The 23,714-nt window shown below is 41.5% G+C and carries 27 protein-coding genes and 1 riboswitch; of the genes, 16 read left to right on the top strand and 11 right to left on the bottom strand.

All coding sequences use genetic code 11. The features are described from left to right. The 4 genes from AR337_RS15160 to AR337_RS15145 all read left to right on the top strand — a co-directional run. Positions 1-285 (top strand): hypothetical protein (locus AR337_RS15160; protein WP_216637386.1); only part of this gene is annotated, 285 nt, incomplete at its 5' end. Positions 286-563: 278 nt separating this feature from the next. Beyond that, on the top strand, positions 564-1,631 hold the full coding sequence (locus AR337_RS15155; protein ID WP_059172862.1) for a CotH kinase family protein: 1,068 nt from the start codon (positions 564-566) through the stop codon (positions 1,629-1,631). 120 nt (positions 1,632-1,751) lie between these two features. Further along, positions 1,752-2,777 carry a hypothetical protein gene (locus tag AR337_RS15150; RefSeq protein WP_059172861.1) on the top strand — a complete coding sequence of 342 codons (1,026 nt, stop codon included), beginning with the start codon at positions 1,752-1,754 and terminating at the stop codon, positions 2,775-2,777. A 140-nt stretch (positions 2,778-2,917) separates the two neighbouring features. Beyond that, positions 2,918-3,586: a hypothetical protein gene (locus AR337_RS15145; RefSeq protein WP_059172860.1), complete on the top strand. Its 669-nt coding sequence runs from the start codon at positions 2,918-2,920 to the stop codon at positions 3,584-3,586. A 125-nt stretch (positions 3,587-3,711) separates the two neighbouring features. Here the strand turns inward: AR337_RS15145 and AR337_RS15140 are convergent, their stop codons facing one another. Then, on the bottom strand, positions 3,712-5,073 hold the full coding sequence (locus AR337_RS15140; RefSeq protein WP_059172859.1) for an arsenic transporter: 1,362 nt from the start codon (positions 5,071-5,073) through the stop codon (positions 3,712-3,714). A 535-nt stretch (positions 5,074-5,608) separates the two neighbouring features. Here AR337_RS15140 and AR337_RS15135 point away from each other — a divergent pair. After that, entirely contained in the window at positions 5,609-6,319 is a 711-nt protein-coding gene (locus AR337_RS15135; RefSeq protein ID WP_059172858.1) for a class I SAM-dependent methyltransferase, read from the top strand. A gap of 198 nt (positions 6,320-6,517) precedes the next feature. Then, a riboswitch (cobalamin riboswitch) is annotated at positions 6,518-6,713 on the top strand. 144 nt (positions 6,714-6,857) lie between these two features. Further along, entirely contained in the window at positions 6,858-9,146 is a 2,289-nt protein-coding gene (locus tag AR337_RS15130) for a ribonucleoside-diphosphate reductase subunit alpha (protein WP_059172857.1), read from the top strand. On the opposite strand, the gene AR337_RS15125 is transcribed toward AR337_RS15130, so the two are convergent. Continuing rightward, positions 9,143-9,352 carry a hypothetical protein gene (locus AR337_RS15125; protein WP_059172856.1) on the bottom strand — a complete coding sequence of 70 codons (210 nt, stop codon included), beginning with the start codon at positions 9,350-9,352 and terminating at the stop codon, positions 9,143-9,145. The two genes, AR337_RS15130 and AR337_RS15125, sit on opposite strands and share 4 nt — an antisense overlap. A gap of 261 nt (positions 9,353-9,613) precedes the next feature. Between AR337_RS15125 and AR337_RS15120 the strand changes: the two genes are divergently transcribed. The 3 genes from AR337_RS15120 (at position 9,614) to AR337_RS15110 (ending at position 12,373) form a co-directional block, all read left to right on the top strand. Further along, a complete protein-coding gene (locus AR337_RS15120) occupies positions 9,614-10,660 on the top strand; it encodes a ribonucleotide-diphosphate reductase subunit beta (RefSeq protein WP_059172855.1) in 1,047 nt (348 codons plus the stop codon). Continuing rightward, positions 10,641-11,105, top strand: coding sequence for a flavodoxin domain-containing protein (locus tag AR337_RS15115; protein ID WP_059172854.1), 465 nt, complete (start codon positions 10,641-10,643; stop codon positions 11,103-11,105). The genes AR337_RS15120 and AR337_RS15115 overlap by 20 nt, the downstream gene beginning before the upstream one ends. Before the next feature lie 398 nt (positions 11,106-11,503). After that, positions 11,504-12,373 carry a cation diffusion facilitator family transporter gene (locus AR337_RS15110; protein ID WP_059173280.1) on the top strand — a complete coding sequence of 290 codons (870 nt, stop codon included), beginning with the start codon at positions 11,504-11,506 and terminating at the stop codon, positions 12,371-12,373. A gap of 163 nt (positions 12,374-12,536) precedes the next feature. On the opposite strand, the gene arsC is transcribed toward AR337_RS15110, so the two are convergent. Genes arsC through AR337_RS15095 form a run of 3 tightly spaced genes read right to left on the bottom strand, consistent with a single transcriptional unit; the run spans position 12,537 to position 14,665 of the window. Beyond that, a complete protein-coding gene (gene arsC / locus AR337_RS15105) occupies positions 12,537-12,959 on the bottom strand; it encodes an arsenate reductase (thioredoxin) (protein WP_059172853.1) in 423 nt (140 codons plus the stop codon). Between the two features lie 29 nt (positions 12,960-12,988). Beyond that, positions 12,989-14,287 (bottom strand): arsenic transporter, encoded by a 1,299-nt coding sequence (locus AR337_RS15100; RefSeq protein ID WP_059172852.1) that lies wholly within the window; start codon positions 14,285-14,287, stop codon positions 12,989-12,991. 30 nt (positions 14,288-14,317) lie between these two features. Beyond that, complete coding sequence (locus AR337_RS15095; RefSeq protein WP_059172851.1) at positions 14,318-14,665, bottom strand: metalloregulator ArsR/SmtB family transcription factor; 348 nt, start codon at positions 14,663-14,665, stop codon at positions 14,318-14,320. A gap of 156 nt (positions 14,666-14,821) precedes the next feature. Between AR337_RS15095 and AR337_RS15090 the strand changes: the two genes are divergently transcribed. The 4 genes from AR337_RS15090 (at position 14,822) to AR337_RS23215 (ending at position 16,456) form a co-directional block, all read left to right on the top strand. Continuing rightward, positions 14,822-15,148 (top strand): metalloregulator ArsR/SmtB family transcription factor, encoded by a 327-nt coding sequence (locus AR337_RS15090; protein WP_059172850.1) that lies wholly within the window; start codon positions 14,822-14,824, stop codon positions 15,146-15,148. Between the two features lie 74 nt (positions 15,149-15,222). Beyond that, positions 15,223-15,399, top strand: coding sequence for a hypothetical protein (locus AR337_RS23220; RefSeq protein WP_156424416.1), 177 nt, complete (start codon positions 15,223-15,225; stop codon positions 15,397-15,399). A gap of 14 nt (positions 15,400-15,413) precedes the next feature. After that, on the top strand, positions 15,414-16,274 hold the full coding sequence (locus AR337_RS15085) for a permease (RefSeq protein WP_216637390.1): 861 nt from the start codon (positions 15,414-15,416) through the stop codon (positions 16,272-16,274). A gap of 41 nt (positions 16,275-16,315) precedes the next feature. Continuing rightward, positions 16,316-16,456 carry a hypothetical protein gene (locus AR337_RS23215; RefSeq protein ID WP_156424415.1) on the top strand — a complete coding sequence of 47 codons (141 nt, stop codon included), beginning with the start codon at positions 16,316-16,318 and terminating at the stop codon, positions 16,454-16,456. A 104-nt stretch (positions 16,457-16,560) separates the two neighbouring features. On the opposite strand, the gene rpiA is transcribed toward AR337_RS23215, so the two are convergent. The 5 genes from rpiA to AR337_RS15060 form a co-directional block, all read right to left on the bottom strand. Further along, a complete protein-coding gene (gene rpiA / locus AR337_RS15080; RefSeq protein ID WP_059172848.1) occupies positions 16,561-17,235 on the bottom strand; it encodes a ribose-5-phosphate isomerase RpiA in 675 nt (224 codons plus the stop codon). An 83-nt stretch (positions 17,236-17,318) separates the two neighbouring features. After that, positions 17,319-17,936 carry an NAD(P)H:quinone oxidoreductase gene (wrbA, locus tag AR337_RS15075; RefSeq protein WP_059173279.1) on the bottom strand — a complete coding sequence of 206 codons (618 nt, stop codon included), beginning with the start codon at positions 17,934-17,936 and terminating at the stop codon, positions 17,319-17,321. Positions 17,937-18,035: 99 nt separating this feature from the next. Beyond that, complete coding sequence (locus AR337_RS15070) at positions 18,036-18,641, bottom strand: alpha/beta hydrolase (protein ID WP_059172847.1); 606 nt, start codon at positions 18,639-18,641, stop codon at positions 18,036-18,038. Between the two features lie 112 nt (positions 18,642-18,753). Continuing rightward, a complete protein-coding gene (locus AR337_RS15065) occupies positions 18,754-19,362 on the bottom strand; it encodes a flavin reductase family protein (RefSeq protein WP_059172846.1) in 609 nt (202 codons plus the stop codon). A gap of 23 nt (positions 19,363-19,385) precedes the next feature. Continuing rightward, on the bottom strand, positions 19,386-20,324 hold the full coding sequence (locus AR337_RS15060) for a ring-cleaving dioxygenase (protein ID WP_059172845.1): 939 nt from the start codon (positions 20,322-20,324) through the stop codon (positions 19,386-19,388). Positions 20,325-20,583: 259 nt separating this feature from the next. Here AR337_RS15060 and AR337_RS15055 point away from each other — a divergent pair, with 259 nt between their 5' ends. Beyond that, positions 20,584-20,910, top strand: coding sequence for a four-helix bundle copper-binding protein (locus tag AR337_RS15055; RefSeq protein WP_059172844.1), 327 nt, complete (start codon positions 20,584-20,586; stop codon positions 20,908-20,910). Between the two features lie 72 nt (positions 20,911-20,982). On the opposite strand, the gene AR337_RS15050 is transcribed toward AR337_RS15055, so the two are convergent. Continuing rightward, complete coding sequence (locus tag AR337_RS15050) at positions 20,983-21,243, bottom strand: hypothetical protein (RefSeq protein ID WP_156424414.1); 261 nt, start codon at positions 21,241-21,243, stop codon at positions 20,983-20,985. Between the two features lie 381 nt (positions 21,244-21,624). Between AR337_RS15050 and AR337_RS15045 the strand changes: the two genes are divergently transcribed. Further along, positions 21,625-22,998, top strand: a complete 1,374-nt coding sequence (locus AR337_RS15045; RefSeq protein WP_059172842.1) for a HAMP domain-containing sensor histidine kinase — start codon at positions 21,625-21,627, stop codon at positions 22,996-22,998. Next, positions 22,995-23,678, top strand: coding sequence for a response regulator transcription factor (locus AR337_RS15040; RefSeq protein WP_059172841.1), 684 nt, complete (start codon positions 22,995-22,997; stop codon positions 23,676-23,678). The genes AR337_RS15045 and AR337_RS15040 overlap by 4 nt, the downstream gene beginning before the upstream one ends. Positions 23,679-23,714: the final 36 nt, after the last annotated feature.

Genomic DNA, 23,714 nt, shown 5'->3' with positions numbered 1-23,714 from the left:
CGGTTGTGCGTTGACGGCCCGTTCCGCGTGTGCGGCACGTTCTCCGGCGGCGACCCGTTCCTCCAACACGCCCGGTTGTGCGGCGGCGGCCGGTCCTGTGATGATGGCGCTTTTTATGGTGACGGCCTGGTCCATGAGAACGGCAGGATTTACGGTGGTGCCCTGGTCCGTGAGAACGGCAGGATTTACGGTGGTGCCCTGGTCCGTGTGAACGGCAAGATTTACGATGACGGCCAGTTCCCGCTACACTGCTTTTTCGGCAAGAACGCCGTGATCTTTTATTAGCTACGGGTTCCTGATGCAAAAAATCATCCATGCCGCGAGATGTAATATCCCTAACAGCCTGCTGGATATCCTTTCCCCCTAACTTTTTCATAACTAACCCTCCAATCAATTATCAGTAGAAGAAGTGCATTTCCTTCTTCATCCTGTATTACAATGTACGTTTTAGATATTTCTTTGCATAGACAAACATACTGTTTTTATAAAAATATACTCTAGTCTAAAGAACTTCTTTTTGAGTGGGGACATACGATTTAGAGAATGCAAAAGGAGGGCTAGCGATGAATTTACCTAAATTTGAAATTTATATTAACCCTATTGATCTAAAGGAGCTAAAGTCAGATATCTGGAACGATGAACCCGTTCCTGCGTCCTTGAAAATCAATAAAAAAAGAGTTGAAATTGACCTTTCCTATAGAGGTTCACATATCAGGGAGTTTATTAAGAAGTCGTATCATATCTCACTTTTCAATTTCAAGGGAATCAACGAACTCCATTTAAACGCTGAATATAAGGATCCTTCATTGATTCGCAATAAACTTTCCCTCGATTTTTTTTCAAACATTGGCTGCCTGTCACCTTCATCCAAGCATGTCCTTCTATCAATCAATGGAAAAACAGAGGGAGTCTATCTTCAATTGGAATCGGTCGACCATAACTTTTTAAAAAAACGCGGACTTCCCCAAGGCCCAATTTTTTATGCAATTAATGATGATGCCAATTTTTCATTAATTAGCCCTATCGATAATGAGGTAAAAGATGATCTTTACGCGGGTTATGAAAGAAAAACAGGATTAAAAAGCGATACGCTTATCCTGGCTGAATTTATCTACCTTTTGAATACAACGGGAAAACAGGAGTTTGAAACGATTATTCCTAAACACTTGAATATTGAACAATATTTTAAATGGTTGGCTGGTGTAATCTGTACACAAAATTTTGATGGATTTGTCCATAATTATGCCCTCTATCGCAATGAAAGGACCGGCCTTTTTGAAATACTCCCTTGGGATTATGATGCCACATGGGGAAGGGATATTAATGGTGAGGAGATGAGATATGACTATCTTCGTATCGAAGGCTTTAATACTTTGACGGCAAGGCTATTGAACATCGATAAATTCAGAAAGCAATATGCTAGTATAATGCGGAAGATATTAGATGAAAATTTTACGAAAGAATCAATTGAACCCCAGATTCAAACCCTTCACTCTTCCATCCGACCCTTTTTAAACCAGGACCCTTATGTACGTGACCGGATTGACATTTTTGACAAGGAGCCTGAATTCATCCTCCAGTTTCTAAACGACAGGCACAACTACCTAAAAACTCATATACATGACCTTTAATAGGCAGAAGGCAAAGTTTTATTTAAATAGGCCAATTCTTCATGCATCACAATACTAGGTTACGTATATATGGAGTATATCTATCCCCTATGGATAAATGACAAGGAGGAAATAAATTAAATGGAAAGAAAAAAAAATAAACATTCTTCGGAATCATCTCCCTTGGATTCCTATCACTCCTTTCTAAGATCACTAGTTGGCCAGGAGGTGCAAGTGTATAAGGGCGGCCCTGAAAGTAAAAAAGGAAGATTAATGGATGTTCAATCAGACTATATCTGCCTCCAAGCCCAGGATAAGGATGAGAATAAGGATAAGGATAAGGAAAAGGACAAGAATAAGAAAAAGCCTTCCATCGTTTATTACCGTACCGAACATCTCCAAAGTGTCAGTGAAAATACCAAGTCCAATTCCATGCACCGTTTCCATGAGGAAGAACCTGATACTTGTGAGTTTCATAGTGCTGGAAGCTTCAACGCATTAATGCAACATTTTATCAGGAAACACGCACAAATGAACCTTGGAGGCCCGGAATCCAAGAGTGGCATGGTGCTGGCCGTTTCAGGTTCCTATATCGCCTTATTGACCGAGGATGATGGAGTCGTATATTACAATATCCACCACATTAAGAGCATCAGTGAATCGAACCACAAACAAAGGGAAAAGGACCGGCAGGAAGTCCTCATTCCAGAATTTATTGAAGCAGATAATTTCCATGATTTATTCGAAAAGATGAGCCATAAATGGGTTTCTATCAATAGGGGAGGGCCTCAAGCGGTTGAAGGGGTACTCGTCCAGGGAATGGGTGGCCATTATACAATTGTCAATAATGATGAGGTTTTAAGAATCAATCCCTTTCATATTAAAAACATAAGCTGCGGCCCAAAAGGCTCCTTTAAAAAAACAAAACAGTCCCATCAAAAATCATCCAATGAAGAAAATGAAGAAAACGAAGAATTCGAATCCTCCGATGAAACCATGTCAATCCAAAGCGGCCAAAAGAACCATAAAAGTTCAGGCAGAAAAACTTCCGGAAGAACTTCCGGAAGAACTTCCCGAAGAACTTCAAGCAGCTCTTCAAGCAGTTGTATGGACCATCACTTCGAAAAAGTTATTAAAACGATCGATTATATTTGGAAGCCGAGATAACCCCTGTTCATACAGTCCAGGCATTTCAATTATGCGGAATGCCTGGAGCACTTATGAGAATGCCCATAAGATATTTCTTGGAGTTTATACTATAGAGAGCCTGCCAACTGCCCTCTCTTTGGTGAAAAGGGGAATTAAAAGTGAAAAATGTTTTAGCCTTAAAAGGGCAAAAGCTAGAAATTGAGATTTCTGGAAAGACATTATTTCAGGGGATTCTTATCGATATAGGCCAGGACATTATTGTTCTATTTAATGGGAAGGATTATTTGTATATTCCTTTTTCACATATTCATAATTTACGGCCAGATGATCAGATTGAACTTGAATATGAGGGTGAACCTCCTGAAATGCCTATAATCGAAGAAACAAAATCAATTTCTTATCGTAAGACACTTACCAATGCCAAAGGTAAATTTATTGAAATTTTTGTAACAGGCAACAAGTCCATTCATGGATATATCCTTAGCGTGCTAAATGATTATTTTGTCTTCTACTCTCCTATTTACAAAACGATGTTAATCTCGTTAAATCATTTAAAATGGCTTACACCCTATCAAACCAATTCAACTCCTTATACACTTCCAAACGAAGAACTGCCCGTAAAACCTGTCAGCATCCCATTGCAGCGCTCATTTGAGGAGCAGCTAAAAAAGCTTGAAGGAAAATTGGTTGTATTCGATCTGGGCGACCATCCCAAAAAAATCGGACTGTTAAAACTGATCCATGATAATATAGCAGAATTAAATATTGCAAGCGGAGAAACCATCTACTGGAAAGTACCTCATATTAAAATGATTCACTGGCCATAATTTTTATAAAATGCACCTTAAACCTGTCCTACGTGTGGAGGGCAGGCTTTAAGGCGTTCAAAAGGGAAAAAGGAACACCGTGCAGGCAATGCCCCTTGCGTAGTAATGTTCCCATTCAACTTTCATTAGAGTGACTTTCCATTAAATACAAGCTCAATCCACAGATATAAAATTACCAGGGTAAACAGAACGGTTGCAGGGATAACCCTGACCGTGACACGAATATATTCCGCCCAGCTGATTGCAACCTTTCCTTTTTTCAAAATATGCATCCACATTAATGTTGCCAGCGTTCCGATTGGAAGGAATAACGCTCCTATATCACTTCCAATGATATTTGCTAGATAAACAGTCTTTACGGTGATTGGATCCAACCCCATATTTGTAAGCGCCAATGTACCTATCATCAAGGCTGGGTGATTATTGAATATGTTTGAAATAATTGAAAGGGTACCACCCATTACTAAACTGGCGTGGAATAGGCTTTCATTTACCCATCCATGGAGATGGACGATAAGGATGTCAGTCAGCCCTATATTATGAAGGCCATAAATCAAAATATACATTGTGTATGCAAAGATTAAAATATGCCAGGGCGTCTTTGCAGCCATATCCCCAGGGGGCACCTTCAGGTAAATCCACCTCCACCCCAAAAGAAGAACCGAGCCAAGGACTGCGATTATTTCCATTGGAATACCAACATAGGAAGCAATAAAGAGGCCCACTCTTATTAAAAAGACAAACATCAAAATTCCAATCATGATTTTCTTTTGCTTTTTATGTTCCGATGCTAAAGGATTATCCTGAAGCGGATGATAGTGGTGTTCTTTTAAATCACTTGTCAGGGTGATATGCACTATTTTAAGGGGAATGTCATTTTTGAATACAAGATAAAGGAGCGCAGTTAAAAATAGTAACCCAAGTATTCCTGGAACAAACATGAGTAGCGTATGAAGATAAAGATCCATCCCTATTATTTTCAAGGCAATAAGGTTGACGATATTGCTTACTCCTATGGGTGCACTTGAAGCGGTTGCAATTAAGGCTCCGCTTAAAAGGTAGGGGATTTTCTGGCGCCTTTTCAGTTTAAGCTTTTTTAATAGAAGTATTAAAATTGGAGTGGTGATAAGAATGCTTCCATCATTATTGAAGAAAACGGTCATCAGGAAGCAAAATAGATTCGTCAGCCAAAACAATCTTCTGCCATTTCCCCGCGCAAGATTTGAAAGGACCGCAATCGACCATGTAAAGAAACCGACACTCTCTAGTACAAGCACCATGACAATGGTTGATATGATGGTAATCGCCGCACCACTTACCTTCGAGCTAATATCCATTAAGTTTGCCAGAGTGATATTTCCCCAAAAGACTACTGCCAGTGCCCCGATTGTTGAAGGAATTGCTTCATTTAATCCTTTAGGCCTCCAGAATATAAAAAGCATTGTCAAAATAAAAGAAATAATCGTTACGAACACTTCAGTGCCCATTACCTATGCAATCCTCTCTTTTTAGAGGTTAATCGTAGCTTTCGTTTAAACCTTCCCCTCCTTGTTCAGTTCTTTTACAGGATGTACTGTATGTATACGCCACGGCAAATAGCCTTGTACTAAACGATTGAACCATTTCTCGTAAAATCAACTCCTATCATCCAAGTACATTTACCTATGATAGATAGTTGCCCCCTCCTTTCTTCCACTAGAGCCGTACAGTGAAATAGCCTCAAAACCGTTTGTCATATTTGTAATATTTGTAATAAATTATAATAAAATATAAAATTGGCCACCTCATTTAGCATGGCTTCCAGCATTCCTAAGCCATTCTTTTTATTCAAAAGACAATCACATTAGAATGATCCTAAAACCGTAAAAACGAGCCAGCATATACACTAAAAGTTTTATTTGTCCTCCCCCTCCGCTTAGGGTAGATTAGAATTATTAATATTCCCTTAATAACACTGTAATGGAAATTAATAGTGTTAAAGGTAGAATGGAATAGTATACGATTCGGAAAGTGGTGATGTTGATGGCAACAATAATCTCAAGCAACGATGAACTTCTTTTCATGCTTGATGAGCTGTTAAGAGAGGAATCCAAGTTCAATTGGGACGAGTTTTATGCCAATCGGGATCGGAACGTCCCTTTTTTCAGGAATCTTCCTGATGAAAATCTCGTAGGCTATTTTAAAAAAGGGCTTATAACTCCCGGGACTGTGCTTGAACTTGGCTGCGGCCCTGGGCGTAACGCTTTTTTTCTTGCCCAAATGGGGTACCAAGTAGATGCGATTGATTCGTCTCGTGAAGCTTTGGAATGGGGAATGGAAAGGGCCAGACAACATAGAACCGATGTGAATTTCATTCTTGGCAATATTTTTGAATTTAACTTAGTAGATGGAAGCTATGATTTTGTTTATGATTCCGGGTGTTTTCATCACATTCCCCCGCATCGGAGAATGGGCTACCTTGAGCTGGTTGCAAATGCATTGAAGCCGGGAGGACACTTTGGTCTTACCTGCTTTGTCGAAGGCGGGGAACTTGGCGGTTCTTCTCTTTCAGACCTCGAGGTATACAAGCTCCGGACGATGCAGGGAGGCCTCGGATTTACAGAAGAAAAAATAAGATATGTTTTTCGGGACTTTGAGGCTGTTGAATTGAGGAAAATGAAGCAAGCGAACGAGGATGAAGGGCTTTTTGGCGTAAATGGTCTTTGGACTGCACTTTTCAAAAGAAGGGCATAATTCATCAAGGTAATGAAGACAGTTTTGAATGCATTTTCCCTTCGAAGGTGTCTTCATTAATAAGACAGTTCAGGCGCTGGTTTAAAACGCATTTTTAAAAAAGAAAATATTTTTTGCTTGCCAACCAGGAGTGATTCAGATACCATAGAGAACATATTCAATATATTGATACAAAACCAAATCGATATAACTATATATAGTATTGCCTTGAGATTGGATGCCGTTAGGCTTAATAGGGAATCCGGTGAGAATCCGGAACTGCCCCCGCAACTGTAAATGCAGACGAAATGGACAAACCACTTTACAACGTGCTTTAAAAAGGTGCCTGTAAGGGAAGGGTCCAGAGTAGGATGACGCATGAGTCAGGAGACCTGTCCTCTCTTAAGCTGTTTCACTTCCTCGGGGATTGGGAAGATGAAACGATGGCAATCAGAAGGCAGGTTATTGCTTCAGTATCTCTTCCCTCCTTTTGATGTGATCGTTTCATCCGCTCAGTTCATGAGCGGATTTTTTTATTTATTTTTTTGGAGGGATGATGATGGGAAAACAACTACAAGCTGGGAATTCAAGCATATTGCAGGCTCTTGAAGAAACGGCTGAAGAGTATGGTTTGGACTGTTCACAGATAAAAGATAACTTGATAGAATTGGAGGCTTCCGAAAATGAAGCCGGCCAGCAGGCTTTGTATTACGCGTTGAACAATATCACCATTGACCAGCCGGACTGGACATTCGTTGCCGCCCGAATTTACCTGGAGCAATTATACAGGGAAGCGGCTGAAACCCGTAGTTATTCTAGCGAGTTGAAATACGGCAGCTTTTACAGCCTGATAACGAAACTTACCGAAATGAAGATTTATTCCCCATCTCTTTTAAACTCTTATTCAAAAGAAGAGATTGATGAGTTATCACGGGAGATAGAGCCGGCAAGAGACAAGCTTTTTACCTACATAGGATTATTTTTGTTTGCGGATCGTTATCTTGCCAGAGACTATGCACGTAATCTATTCGAGCTCCCGCAGGAACGGTTTATGGTCATTGCCATGACGCTGATGATGCAAGAAGACAAAGCGAAAAGGCTCGAACTTGTCAAAGAGGCCTATTGGGCGATGAGCAATTTATATATGACTGTTGCTACCCCTACCCTCTCCAATGCGGGGAAAAACTACGGTCAGCTTTCATCTTGTTTTATTGACACGGTTGAGGACTCGCTTGATGGCATTTACCTGAACAATTGGGATATCGCGCGCTTAAGCAAGGATGGCGGCGGAATCGGCATTTATTTTGGAAAAGTACGTGCCCTTGGTTCCGATATTAAAGGTTTCAAAGGCATGTCTTCCGGTGTAGTGCCGTGGATAAGGCTAATCAACGATACTGCCGTCAGCGTCGACCAGCTTGGGCAAAGGCAAGGCGCCATCGCTATTTACCTTGATATTTTCCATAAAGATATCATGAATGGATTCCTCGATTTAAAAACGAACAACGGCGACGAAAGAAGGAAGGCTCACGATATTTTTACTGGGGTAGCAATTCCGGACCTTTTCATGGAAAAGCTGCTGGAAACCGACGAAAACGGCAGAAGCATTGGCGAATGGCACACCTTTTGCCCTTACCAGGTGAAGCAGCTAATGGGCTGGTACGATGGAGATGGGCATTCGCTTGGCCTAGAGGACTTTTATGATGAAAAGGACAGAAGGTTGTTCACTGAAAAATATTACGAAGCGGTAAACAATCCGCTTTTGCCGAGGAAAACGTACCGGGCGATGGATATTATGGCAAGGATTATGGTCGCACAGCTTGAAACAGGCACCCCCTATATGTTTTACAGGGATGAAGTGAACAGGCAAAACCCGAACAAACACCTTTCCGGGGAAGGCAGGACTTCGATCTATTGCAGCAATTTATGCACTGAAATTGCGCAAAATATGTCCCCTACCTCGATTGTAAAAGAATTTTTTAACAAGGATGGAGACATTGTGATCGTCCGCAGGCCAGGTGATTTTGTCGTCTGCAACCTATCCTCCATCAATCTATCAAAAGCCGTTCCGGCAGAAGTACTAGATAGGTTGATTACAATTCAAGTAAGAATGCTAGACAATGCAATCGATTTAAATACCATTCCTGTTGGCCAGGCCCAGCAGACGAACCAAAAATTCAGGGCGGTTGGGCTTGGCACATTCGGGTGGCACCACCTCCTCGCCCTCAGGGGAATCCACTGGGAAAGCGGCGACGCTGTTGAATATGCCGATAAGCTCTATGAAGACATTGCCTACTGTACAATTCGCGCCTCCATGGAACTTGCAAAGGAAAAAGGCTCCTACAGCAAATTCCATGGATCCGAATGGGAAACGGGAAAATACTTTGAGCGGAGGAATTACTCTTCCAGCCGCTGGAGGGAACTGAAGGTTGAAGTCCAGGAACATGGAGTCCGCAATGGGTGGCTGATGGCAGTTGCGCCAAACTCCTCGACAGCCAAAATCGGCGGCTCAACGGATGGAATCGACCCTCTTTATTCCGTTGAATACGCGGAGGAAAAGAAAAATTTCAAATTCAAAGTGACAGCTCCAGACCTGAACCATATCACCTATAATTTTTACCTGCGCGCAAGGCATGAACTCGACCAGGTATGGAGCATCCGGCAAAATGCAAAACGGCAGCGGCATATCGACCAGTCAATCAGCTTCAATCTCTATGTACGGCACGACATTAAAGCAAAAGAGCTTTTGAACCTGCATTTGGAGGCATGGGAACAGGGCCTAAAGACCACTTACTATGTAAGGAGTACATCACAGGAAGAAATCCAGGAATGTGAAGCGTGCCATAGCTAGGTAGAAAAGCGCAAGCGCCCGTTTAGCGCCGTATGGACTGGAGGGCCCCGATGGAGATAAAGTGAAACTTCCATCAGCGGTGGTTTTCCGCTGATGGTTAGTCCGAATCTACTGCCGCTAAACCCGCCGCCTTCGCGCCGGCCAAGCGGCATTACGATTCCGATTGGTTCAACTATGCCGCTGAAAAACCCAGCGGCAAGTTTCACTGTATCTCACGAATCGGACCTTTAGGGATAGTTGCCCTTTAGGGCTTACTATCCCTTAACGGTGGGATAAAGGAAACACGATGAGCGAAAGCGAATCGATGTTGACTTATCGTAGCGAGGGGACCGAAGTACACTAGGCGCTGGGCGCTCCTCGGAAAAGAAGAACACTTTTCCTTCGTGCGATGCTTTGCTGCCGTAGCGTTCCTTGTGGAGCTAGACAAATTTTTAAAATTCTTTTGTTTCAACGAAAGGAGAACGATGATGGAGATTTATGCACCCTTGAAGAAAAGCAACTTATTAAACCACGATGAGCCCAATCGCTCAACTGGAATCATTAACGGCCAGTCATCAGGACTGCTCAATTGGAATGACATCGCCTATCCGCAAATGTATGATCTATACCAGACACTGCTGTCAAACTTCTGGAAAGCCCAGGAGATTAATATGCAGGATGATATCAAGCAATGGGATTCACTTTCGGCTGTCGAACAGGATATTTTCCTTCGGGTTAACACTCAGCTTGCCTCTCTAGACAGCCTGCAAACCCCGACGATGAGCCAAGTAATGGACTATGTAACTGATTCCAGTTTCAAAGCGATATTTGCGGTTATTTCCCAGCAGGAAGCCGTCCATAACGAATCGTATTCCTATATTTTGAGTTCATTGGTGCCAGTGAGTGAACAGAATAAAAGATTCAATGAAGCAAAGGCAGATCCAATTGTTCAAAAAAGAAACAGGCAAATTTTGAATGCCTATGAACAATTCCGCCAAAATCCTTCCCCTCAGTATTTGCTGGAGCTTGGGGTAAACTCAATAATACTGGAGGGTATCTATTTTTATGCGGGGTTTGCATTTTTCTATAATCTTGCCCGCCATCAAAAGATGCTGAAGACGAGCACGATGATCAGCTATATCCAGCGGGATGAAATGCAGCATGCCTATTTTATTTCACAATTCATCCGGATTCTCCTCACAGAAAATCCAGACCTTAATACCGAAAAAAATGTCCAGTATATTTACGAAGCAATAAGTATAGCAGTGGAGCTGGAAAAAGAATGGGCTGCCGCAATCCTGAAGGATATAAACGGGATTAACCTGGCTGAATTTGAGGGCTATGTCGAGTATTTGGCCAATAAGCGCCTCCGCCAGCTGGGTTTAAAAAACCTCTATGAGGACAGGGACAATTCAATGCCCTGGATCCATGTCTTCAGTGACGAAATGATCAATGAGACAAAGTCTGATTTTTTCGAACAAAAATCGCGTACGTATACGAAAGTTACCCAGTCAAATGGCTTTGACGAATTATGATTACAAAATTGGAATCGTCTACGAATCCGTAACAGGAAATACAAGAGATCTGGCGGAAAGCTTGCAGTATGCTTTTTACCAATACGGCATTTCCCCTCTCTTTTGTAAAACAAGCCAATTTCCACTCAAAAAACTGAAGGACTTCGATGCCATCGTCATCGTAACGTACACTTGGGGAAGCGGAGAAATCCCATCCCCTATGCAAACTGTCTATGAAGCAATTGAACTGCAGGACTTAAAGCACGTTATTACCGGAATTGCCGGAACCGGAGATAGCTTTTATCCTCACTTTTGCGGGGCTGTGGATGCTTTCAGGGATATGCTGTTCGTTAAGACAACGCTTGCCGCGACATTGAAGGTTGAACTTGCGCCACAGGATACAGATCTCCCCCGCTGCCGCCTGTTTATTGAGAGCATGCTTAAACGGTTAGGGCAGAAAATCTAGACCAGTATGAAAAGAGCGCAATGTTATTACCATTATTGGCAGACCATTTTATACGGGAAGCCGACCACTTCCTCTATATGATTCATATATTGGAAAGGCTGTACACAAAGAAAATGGCCGAATAGCGTGTGTAAAAAAATATTAAAAAGCCAACAATTGCAGTTGGCTTTTTTCATTTGGCAAGGCCAATGAATTCAAGTCCCATAGTTCTTTGGAACATGTCCTCTGTCATATCAGGCGTTGAGCGCCTCTTAAGGAGTTCCTCCGCACTTTTTCTTCAGGTTAACTTTCTTTACCATGCCTTATTTAGTTAAAAACACACAAAAATCTTGCCCTAGACCCACACGGATACTGGATGTTATGGTTATGGAGGAGTTTTTTAGGAGGGGATGGGTTCGGTGGAAGAACAGAGATATAGAGATTTAAAACTCGGGGAACGCGGGGCCATCATAAGCATAGCGGCCTACCTCGTACTCTCCTGTTTGAAGCTGATAATTGGGTATATGAGCGAGTCTGCCGCCCTAAAAGCGGACGGGCTAAATAATACAACCGATATCATAGCCTCCGTCGCTGTGCTGATCGGGCTGAAAATTTCACAAAAGCCGGCAGATGAAAATCACAAATATGGCCACTGGAAAAGCGAGACCATTGCTTCAATGGTAGCTTCCTTCATCATGGCTGCTGTGGGAATCCAGGTGCTGAGTAACGGATTCACTTCAATGTTTCAAAGTCGGACGGAATCCCCGGATATTATCGCAGCTTATGTAGCACTTGTTTCTGCGCTGGCGATGTATTTTGTATATCGGTACAATAATAAGCTGGCGATGAAAATTAATAGCAATTCAGTTGCGGCTGCAGCGAAAGATAACCTATCGGATGCCTGGGTCAGTATCGGTGCGGCAATTGGTATTTTCGGATCACAGCTGAACATGCCTTGGCTTGACACTGTAACAGCCATGGTCGTAGGTTTTTTGATTTGCAAAACTGCCTGGGATATTTTCAGACAAGCTTCACACGAACTATCGGATGGTTTTGATGAAACAAAGCTTCAGCTCTACAAAGAAATTATTTTAAACGTTAAAGATGTGAAAGGCATCAAAGAAATCAAGGGACGAAATTACGGGAATAATGAGGTCATTGATTGCGTGATTCTTGTAAATTCTACGCTTGGAATCAAAGAGGCTCATGATATCGCAACCCTTGTTGAGAAAATAATGATGGAAGAGCATGGTGTATATGATGTCCATGTACATGTGGAACCACTTTAGAAAAGCACCTTTTTATTTCTTTGGATTAGCTTGGCTGAAATTTCTATGAAATGACCGGCTTATCTAAAATACATGGATGAAATAGTGTGAATTTCAATCCAGTGGGTTTTTGGACAAAATACAAAAAAAGCTCAGATCTATTCTGAGCTTTTTGCATCTCTATTCATTTGCCTGTTTCAGCGAATATTTTGATTCTCTCCCCGATTTCATCACGAACACGCTGAAAAAATGCCCATTTTTCTTCATCGGTTCCTTCAGCTTTCGCAGGGTCATCAAATCCCCAGTGTTCTTTGTTTACATGTTGAGGGGTAACCGGGCAATGGTCTGCCGCATGGCCGCACAGGGTTACAACCAGGTTCGCATTGTTCAGGATTTCAAGGTCTATGACATCTGAAGTTTGGTTTGAAATATCAATTCCCGCTTCCCCCATCGCTTTCACCGCATTTGGATTTAGGCCGTGTGCTTCCAGGCCGGCACTTTTGACTTCCCATTCATCGCTATCCAAATATTTTTTCGCCCATCCTTCAGCCATCTGGCTTCGGCACGAATTCCCTGTACACAAGAAATAAATCGTTTTTTTCGCCATGGTGACTCACTCCTTTTCTAGATTGTTTTCTAAGAAATAATCAAAAGCCATACAAAGAGCCCTGCCAGGGTAATAAAAAGGGTGGGAATCGTCAATATTATTCCTGTTTTAAAATAGGTCCCCCAAGAGATCTTGACTCCTTTTAAAGAGAGGACATGGAGCCATAACAATGTTGCGAGGGAACCAATCGGTGTGATTTTCGGACCCAAGTCTGATCCGATTACGTTGGCATAAATTAATGCCTCCCGTATGACTCCTGATGTATCAGTATCAGCAATGGCCAGGGCATCAATCATAACTGTTGGCATGTTGTTCATAACCGAAGATAGGATGGCGGCGATAAATCCCATTCCAATGGTTGCTGCGAACAGTCCATGGTCTGCAGTCCATTGAATTAGGTCTGCCAGGACGTTGGTAAGCCCGGCGTTTCTTAAGCCATAGACTACAACATACATTCCAATTGAAAAAAAGACGATACCCCAAGGGGCCCCTTTTACAACATTTTTGGTATTAACAGCATTGCTTTTCCTAGCCATGAACAAGAAGAAGATAGCAACAATGCCTGCAATAATGGATACAGGAGCATTCAAGAATTCACTGATTAAATAACCCGCAAGCAATACGGATAAAACAACCCATGATAGGCGAAACATTTTCTCATCCCGTATAGCATCCTTTGGCTTCTTTAACTGCCCAAGATCATATTTTTTGGGAATGTTCTTTTTGAAGTAGAGGTAAAGCACCAGGATGCTTGCCGATAATGAAAATAGATTCGGTATGATCATTCTCGATGCAAACTCATTAAAGCCAATTCCAAAAAAGTCTGCGGAAACAATATTCACAAGGTTACTGACCACAAGGGGCAATGAAGTTGTATCCGCAATAAAGCCGCTTGCTATAATGAAAGGGAAGATCATCTTCTCCTCGAAATTCAGGTTTCTAACCATCGCAAGTACGATTGGAGTGAGTATAAGTGCTGCCCCGTCATTCGCAAACAGTGCGGCAACCAACGCTCCAAGTATGCAAATGTACACAAACATTTTGATGCCATTTCCTTTTGCACCCCTTGCCATATGCAAGGCTGCCCATTCAAAGAATCCAATCTCATCCAATATTAGAGAAATGATAATAATTGCAATGAACGAGAATGTTGCATTCCATACGATTTGCGTAACATCGATCACATCATTGAAGTCAACAACTCCAACAATCAAAGCAAGAATGGCACCGCCGCATGCAGACCATCCAATTGATAAATTTCTTGGCTGCCATATAACCATTATGAGGGTAACTAAAAAAATTAAAGAAGCAAGCAGTGATGAAACCAAATTCAAACCTCCAATTAATCCTATTAAATTCTAGCATCCACAACGCATTGTTGGATTGCTTTTTAATATTTGCGCCATTTTTTCTGTTTGTTCCGGTATGAAATGAAGTACGTTTTCAACTAACGGATAATGTTTACTGTCCTCATTAATAGAATAGAAAATCCACTGTCCTTTCCTTTCCTCTTTAACTAGCCCCGCATCCTTCAGTTTTCGAAGATGCTGGCTAATCGAGGGTTGGCTCATTTCAAAAACTTCAAGAAGTTCGCAAACGCAGAGCTCTCGGATAAACAATAGAGCCATGATCGTCAGCCTGGTCTTGTCCCCAAGCAACTTGAATACCAAGGAAACATCTTCAACATCTTGTTTCACATGCCCCATGATTTCGCTCCTTTCCTCATCTTTATTAAAATATAACTATTTGCTTATATACTCAAGAAATTTTTTCATCAATTTTTTTTGATTTATATGTTGCATTCTGGCTAACATGGAATTATAATACAAATATCAAGTAAATTTGATGAAAGGGGAATAACAATGGAAAAGACAATTCCGCTGACCGATATATCATTGGTAAATAGCTTCGTTGCTTATGAGCAAAAGTTCAAAGCACTCGCTGACCAAAAAAGGCTGCAGATTTTAAACCTGCTCTGCCAGCAGGAATCAATCTGTGTTTGCGATTTAGCCGACATGATCGATATGCAGCAATCAAAGCTGTCGTACCACTTGAAGATTCTGCTTGACGCTGATCTTATTTTGAAGGAAACGAAGGGAACATGGAGTTATTACGCCATTAACCAAAAGGAAATTAATCACTTGCTGTCACCCGAGCTGTGCTGCCTGTTCAGGCCTACGTGCTGTTAGGCCTTCAGGCTGGATTATAAATCAATTTTTTTTGATTAAAAAATCAACTTTATTTGATTAAGGAGGAATAAGCAATGACAATGTACGATATCCAACTGATGGTTGAACTTAAACAACAGGAAATTGAAAAGAACGCAAAGGAAGCCTGGAAGTATTCCGTTCTAAAGGAAGAAAAAAACTTTTTTCACTTTTTCAAAAAAAATAAGCCTCAAGCACAGGTTAACGATCACCCATGCTTGTGCGAAGCATAGGAGGCTAAGTTATGATGGATTTTTTGAATAGTTTTCTTGGGATCGCGGCCGAACTGACCATCCTTTTTATCATTATCAGCTTTGCCATCAGCCTGCTTCAAGGCTATATCCCGTATGAGAGAATAGAAAGGAAGCTGACTGGCAGCAATAAATTCACAGCAAGCATCATCGCCATCGTTTTCGCTTTTATCACACCATTCTGTTCTTGCTCTACCATTCCAGTTGTCGTGAACATGCTGAAGAACAAGATTCCATTTTCAATCACAATGGTCTTCCTATTCGCTTCGCCAGTCCTGGATCCGACTATCCTGACAATCATGGGAGTCGTCATGGGCTGGAAAGTAACGGTTCTCTACACGTTAATCACTTCTATCTTGTCTATTGTAATCGGCTTTACGCTCGATAAACTCGGGTTTGAACGGTATGTTAAGAATGTTGTCATGAAGGGATATCAAGAATCCAACCAGAAATTCAACTGGAAGTACGCGGTGAGCGAAACACTTACCCTCATGAAAAGTGTCTACCCTTATCTTCTGATCGGAGCGTTTATCGGGGCGGCGATTCATGGGTTGGTTCCAACACACTATATCGCTGAATGGTTCGGACAGGACAAATGGTGGCTAATCCCAATAGCGGCCATCATCGGTATTCCTTTGTATATTCGATTATCAAGTATGATTCCAATCTCCCAGATTTTGATTGCAAAAGGCATGGCTCTTGGCCCTGTTATGGCGCTCATGATTTCTTCCGCCGGTGCAAGCCTTCCGGAGGTGGTCCTATTAAAATCCATCTTCCGCAAACAGCTTGTCATCGCGTTTATTCTTTCTGTGATTACGATGAGTACGGTCTCAGGGTTCGTATTTTTCCTGGTTTAAGACGCATATTAAATCGATTAATTAAAAGGAGGTGAATTCGAATGCTTAACTTCATTAAAAAATTTCTAGGGCAGAACTCTGAAGCTGATTGCTGTGCATTAGAAATCAAAGAGGTTGAAGATAATCAAAACGGAGGGGAACTCTGCTGTGGCAGCGAATCAAGTGAAAAATGCTGCAAATGATGAATTCATTTTGGTACCTAGAGTTATAAAGGTGCCTTTTTTTTTTATTTCTTGACTCAATGAAAAAACACCAACAATGGATGTTGGCTTTTTCGTTGATGAACTCATTGCTCCCGCTTCTTAATTATGACTTCCTTATTTTCATCGACTGTTATGACCATGTCAGCCATCCCTATAAAAAGCCCATTATCCACTACGCCTGGAATCATATTCAAATTACTCTCCAATTCACTTGGTACGATTATTTTTGGGCATATACAGTCCAAAATATAGTTCCCGTTATCCGTCACAAAAGGGGCGCCATTGTTCAGTCTTAACTCGGGGTGGATGCCTATTTTTTGAATATGCCTTTTCGTCGCCTCCACCCCAAAAGGGACAATTTCTACTGGTAAAGCAGCAGAGCCCAATTGATCAACCAATTTACTGGAATCTGCCACAATGATTAGTTTCTTTGCGGATTTGGCAACTATTTTTTCGCGTAGTAATGCACCACCGCCACCTTTGATTAAATCAAAACTCCTGCTGACTTCATCGGCCCCATCAATAGCAATATCAATTTCATCTATTTCATCGAATGATGTTAAAGGGATGTTTAATTCGGTTGCTAATTTTGCCGTTTGGCTTGAAGTTGGTATTCCTATAATGGAGAAACCCTGCTGAACAAGCTTTCCGAGTAAACTTACGGTGTAAAAAACCGTGGAGCCTGTTCCCAATCCAACTACCATATCTTCCTTTACAAATTCTACAGCTTTTTCTCCAACCGCCTTTTTTTCATTCAAAACCTCCACCTCCCTAATATAAAAATAATTCCATAGTAAAAGAAAGAGCTAATCAAATATCATTTGATTAGCTCCTAACTACATTATTGATTAGCTTTTTTTACCCATTCCGCAACGGTAACAGTACGTTTTGCCTGGTGTTTAACTGCTGGTTCTGCTTGGGAAGCATCTTTCATTTTTCCATCTTCACCTACTGTGACACTGGTTCCATATGGATTGCCGCCTGCTCCAAATAATACTGGATCGGTGTAGCCAGGTGGTACGATAATAGCGCCCCAGTGCATCATGGACGTATAAAGGGAAAGAATTGTTGCTTCCTGGCCACCATGAGGATTCTGAGCAGAAGTCATTGCACTGACAACTTTGTTAACTGTTTTGCCAGTGGCCCATAGTCCCCCCTGGGTATCTAGGAACTGCTTCATTTGAGAAGGCATATTTCCAAATCTTGTTGGAACGCTGAAGATAATGGCATCGGCCCATTCAAGATCGTCAGAGGTAACAACGGGAACATCCTTTGTTGCTTCTGACGTCCGTTTCCAAACTTCATTTCCCTGTACTACGGATTCAGGAGCCAATTCCTGTACTTTGAACACCTTGACTTCGGCCCCAGCTTCTCTGGCACCTTCCTCAGCCCACTTTGCAAGTTGGAAGTTTGTACCACCCATGCTGTAAAAAATGACTGCTAGTTTGACATTCGACAATTTTTCTTCCTCCTTACTTCCTGATTTTCCAAATAACCTGGATAAAAAACCCATTTTAATATCACCCTTTTATATATTACCCTAATTATTTATTTTCATTCAAAAGCCCTTTCGATACCAATCTGCAGCCGCCTCGACTTCTGACGCAGTCAGTTGATGCCCACGATTCTCCCAATGAACCTCAACCTTTGCATTCGCCTTTTCCAGTAAAGATTGGAGTTCAGCCGATTCCATTGGTGAACAGATTGGATCATTTGTTCCCGCGGCGATAAACACCGGCTTTCCTGACAAATCGGGAAGTTCCAAGCCCCGCAACGGTACCATTGGGTGATGAAGGATTGCGCCCTTCAAAGTATTTTGGTAATGGAATAATAAGCTTGCAGCTATATTGGCTCCATTCGAGTAACCAATGGCAACAATGTTGTCTCGGTCAAATTCATAGTTCTTGGCCGCCTCATCGAGAAATTCATTTAGTTCCTTGGTTCGGAAAACAAGGTCCTCTTCATCAAACACACCTTCTGCCAATCTCCTGAAGAAACGCGGCATTCCGTTTTCAAGTACATTCCCCCGGACACTCAAAACAGAAGCCTCATCGTCAATTCTTTCCGCAAGCGGAAGCAGGTCCAATTCATTTCCTCCAGTGCCATGAAGCAAAAGCAAAGTCGGTTTTGTTACATCTGTTCCCCTGTTAAATATATGTTTCATTTTTCTCCCTCCAAAACACGAACCTCCATAAATGGCAAGGTTTCTTTTGATTCTTTTCTCTTAAAAAGTATACCCGGCAGGGCTAGTTCCAATCCGGAGCTTGTAAATGAACCTATTCTGGCCGCTCAATTGAAAATATCTCACCTATCTTCGCATAATTGGTCCCTGCCAACCGGCTTACAGCAGCCAAGCCCTTTGGATCTATTCGCCCATTATTATAAATATCAGATTCAATATGGAATTGAACAACTCTCCCTATGATCATGTCACACCCTACCGAAACATCATCACCCAGTTCCAGGTTGCGTTCCAATCGACATTCCATCCTAATCTTGGCTTCCTTAACTCCAGGAACTGAAATTCTGACACTATTAACCGGTGTTAAATTCGCAGCCTCGATTTCACTTTGGTCAGAAGGAAGGCTTGCCGCAGTTTGGTTTATTTTTTCAACATTCTGCTCATCTACGATATGGACAACAAATTCCTTGGATTCAATGATGTTCCTTGCAGTATCCTTCTGTCTCCCGCCTTGCCTTTGAATCGAAAGGGATATCATCGGGGGATTGGAAGAAACAATGTTAAAGTAACTGAAGGGTGCACCATTCAGAACGCCGTCTTTTGATAAGGTAGTAACGAAAGCAATAGGCCGGGGTATGATACTCCCGATAAGGAACTTGTAATTTTCTCTTTCGGTATTCTTGGACGGATCTATAGAATGCACTCGTATCATCCTTTTTCCTTTAATCAGTCTAAATTCCTGACTTCAAACGGCAGAAGCTTCCGTTCAATTCGCTCCCTTAACTGTTCGTACTGCGAAGGAAGCATCAATTTTCCGCCCATTGTTTCCTGTGATTCGTCATGGGCAAATCCTGGAGGGTCAGTTGCGATCTCAAAAAGGATTTCACCATGTTCCCTGAAATAGATTGCATTGAAATAATTCCTGTCCTGAACAGGCGTGACACCATATCCATTTGCGGCAACATATGTTTGCCAATCTAATTGGTCCTCATCATCGATAGCCCTCCATGCAATGTGATGGACAGTTCCCACTCCCATTTGTCCCCGTCCAGTTGGAGTTGCTTTTAAGTCAATTACATTTCCAATTTCGGCTGAAGAGCGGAAGCGAAGGAAGTCATCTTCACTGCCAACGAATTCAAGACCCATAACACTTTCTAGCAAGTCTGCCGTTTTGTCGGGCTGAGCGGAAAATAAAGTCGCCCCGCCAAACCCTTTAATGGCTACTTCCGGAGTAACCTCGCCAAAAGTCCACTGGTTTAATTCCCCTTGTTCTCTTTCAACAATCTCAAGACGCAATCCATGGGTGTCCTCGAATTGCAGATATTTCTCACCGAATCTCTCTGTCTTCTTAAATGGAATATGAAACTTTTCAAGCCTCTTTTCCCAAAACTCCATGGCTCCTGTAGGGACCGCGTAAGAAGTTACACCTACCTGGCCATCACCGATTCTTCCTTTGTATGCACCTGCCCACGGGAAGAAAGTGATTATGGTTCCAGGCTGCCCTCCGCCATTTCCAAAATAAAGGTGATAAGTACCAGGATCGTCAAAATTGACGGTTTGCTTAACTAGACGCAAGCCCAGTATTCCTGCATAGAAATCTACGTTTTCCTGAGGATGGCCGACAATAGCTGTAATATGATGAATTCCCATTGTTTTTTTACTCATCTTTTCACTCCTTGTTAGATAGGACTATTTTGTTCTGTTTCGTAAAAAAATATCTGTCGTTAGTTATCTTTAATTAAATTATCTTTAATTCGAGATAATAGTATCATCTGTTGGCAAAGATGTCAACAGATGTTGACGTCCCTGTATACTCCCCTGCTTTTAAGCACTTACATGTCCTCCGTTTTCAACAATCCTGTTTAACCTTCATACGCAAAGGGAAAACCAAAATGAAAAGATTTTGAGAGGAGACAAATTAAATATGGTACATGAACACCAAAAACTAATTGAAATACTTCACGAATGCATGGTTGCATGCAATAGTTGTTATGATGCATGCCTGAAAGAGGAAGATGTTAAAATGATGGCTGAGTGCATCCGCTTGGATAGGGAGTGTGCGGATATCTGTGCTTACCTGGAGCAAGCAATCGTGAGAGGAACCCCATTTATTGCTGAATTGGCTGAAGTTTGTGCGAAGATTTGTGAATCATGCGGAAACGAGTGCAGGAAACATGACCATGACCATTGCCAGAAATGTGCAGAAGCCTGCTTAAAGTGTGCAGAAGCATGCCGACAGTTGATTGCATAAAAGGATTTATCCCTAAAGTTAGCGAGTCCATAACAGGATTCTCTAACTTTTTTTATCTTGTGCTTTTTAGCCTTATGTTAAGTACAATTTTAAAAATAGAAATCCTGTTGCAAAAAGGAAGGCTACTATCCCTCCGAACAAACCGAAACTTAGTCTGTCGGCTTTTTTCTTTAGCCTCTTATATTCTTCATATGATATTTTGCCGCTTGCAAATTTCAAGCCAGTTAAGTCGGGAGCAACAGAAAATAGCATACCCGCCCCATCTGATAAAATCACACTTTTTATGATGTCTGATTGTTTCAGCGCTTGTGTGTCTCCCGTATTAAATTCCAAAACAGTTCCTCCGCTGATTTCAAGCCCCACCACATGATAAGTGGATTCCTCAATTATTTTGTTAATTACAGGGTACATCCTAAGATTGTGGCTGTCGTTTGATAAGCACATATTATCACCTCACCTTCATTATATGTGGCTTGATGACGAGAAGAAAGTAATTCAAGCTATCTCCGAAAATATATTTCTTACTTACAAACCCTTTGCTGCACCCCATTAATGCAAGGAATGTTATGATATAATAAATATATTTTGCAAAAAAAGAAGTTCAGTAGCAATATTCATTAAAATCTTCATTCAGATAGTGTTAACTATCCCATCTGCACATTTTCTTCACATATTTCTATTACTATTACAAATAAAAACCACCGGGAGCCCAGTATGAAAATATCTGTTAAATTTGGGATATGGATATTTGTTTGCATTTTGGTTATTGAGTCCTTTTCTATGATGTATTTGCATCGCCTTGTCCTTCGCTCCAATGCAATGCAGCAACTTAATTCCCTTAGGGAAAGGGGAAATAGCCATCGGGATGTTTTGGAAATTTCAAGGGATCAAGCTACCCTGCACCATATTGCGTTAATGGAGTCGAAAACCGATACCGAAGTGGTTATTATCGATAGAGAAGGCACCATTATCGAATCTTCAGGCAATATTGATACAAGCATGGAATCCATCATAAAGGAACCCCTTGGCGATGTTCCACGAAACGGAATGATTTTGCAAGACGACCTGGAGGATAATGAGTATATTGCAAGTATTTCTCCTTTCGAATCAAGAGATGGGAAAAGCGGTTTCGTATATATGTTCAGAACGACCGAACAGGTTCAATCCATGATTTCGCAGCTAAATAGCCATTTTATTTGGGCTTCACTTTTAATCCTGCTATTTATGGTTATTACAGTTTTCATTTTATCCCGTTTCCTTACCAAGCCCCTAATAAAGATGAAAGAAGCAACAAAGAAGTTGAGCAACGGCAACTTCTCTGTGTCTTTGCCAGCCATGGGGAATGACGAAATAGGGGAACTATCAAAATCCATTCAAACTTTGGCCAATGATTTGAATCATTTAAAGAAGGAAAGAAATGAATTTTTAGCTAGTATATCCCACGAATTGCGGACCCCGTTAACCTATATTAAAGGCTACTCTGACATAGGACGAAGACCCTCGCTTAAAGAAGAGGAAAGGATGCACTTTTTCGAAATCATCCATGAAGAATCCGAGAACCTTAACCAATTGGTCAAAGAATTATTCGAACTTGCCGGATTAGACCAAAACACCTTTACAATTCAGAAGGAACGAGTGCAAATCAGACCTTTTTTACAAACCATTTATGAAAGGGTATTGCCCGCTTTTCGTAATAAAGGAATAAAGTTAGAACTTTACTGTCAAGATGGGTTATTTTATTATTTCGATCCCAAACGCTTTGAGCAGGTTCTTATAAATTTACTGGACAATGCATTGAAATATTCAAAGGAAAACACAACGACCAAATTGAATGCCTTTAAGAAGAATGGAAGCCTGAACATCGTTATCGAGGATGAGGGCATTGGTATACCTGAAGAGGATTTGCCTTATATTTTTGAACGTTTATATCGAGTAGAAAAATCGCGTTCGAGGGCAACAGGCGGTTTCGGTCTTGGGTTGGCTATTGTTAAAGAGCTTGTTGAGGCTCATGATGGGGAAATTTCCGTAACAAGCAAACCTGGAGAAGGGGCTTGTTTCAAAATTGTATTATGGGAGCAATCAGCGTGAAAACCATTTTATTAGTTGATGACGAAAAAAGGATGCTTGATCTTTTGGATTTATATATCACTCCTAATGGTTATTTCTGTGTAAAAAAACAATCGGGGGCTGAAGCCCTCGATTATTTGGAAAACAAAAAAGTTAACCTTGTTATTTTGGATGTCATGATGCCTGATATGGACGGTTTGGCCACGTGCAAAAAAATCCGTGAGACATATGATGTGCCCATCATTATGCTTACAGCCCGTGACAGTACAGAGGATGTAGTCAAGGGATTGAAAATTGGGGCGGACGATTATCTGACAAAACCGTTCAACGAAAAAGAATTACTTGCAAGAATGGAAGCAGTAATGCGCAGGACAAAGGATACTTCCCAAGACTTTTTGACGTTCAATGGATTGAAGCTGGATCAGGAATCTTATAGTACATCATTTAAAAATGAATTAATCTCTTTGACCCCGAAGGAGTTCACTCTTTTAGGCTTGCTTGTTGGTCATCCAAACAAGGTTTTCACGAGGGATCATTTATTATCCACAGTATGGGGTTATAATTCTAATGTGGACGATAGGACAATCGATTCCCATATTAGAAACGTTAGGGATAAACTTCGTAAGGTTGGATTCCCAGTCGACGTTCATCTGAAAACCGTCTGGGGTGTAGGGTATAAATGGAGTACTGAAGGCGAATAGTCCCACTATAATTTGAAGTTTTTGATTTTTAGTGGC

It is taken from the genome of Bacillus sp. FJAT-27445, from assembly GCF_001510665.1.
In the GTDB taxonomy this organism is placed as follows: domain Bacteria; phylum Bacillota; class Bacilli; order Bacillales; family Cytobacillaceae; genus Bacillus_D.
This window is presented reverse-complemented; position numbering and strand designations above follow the sequence as displayed.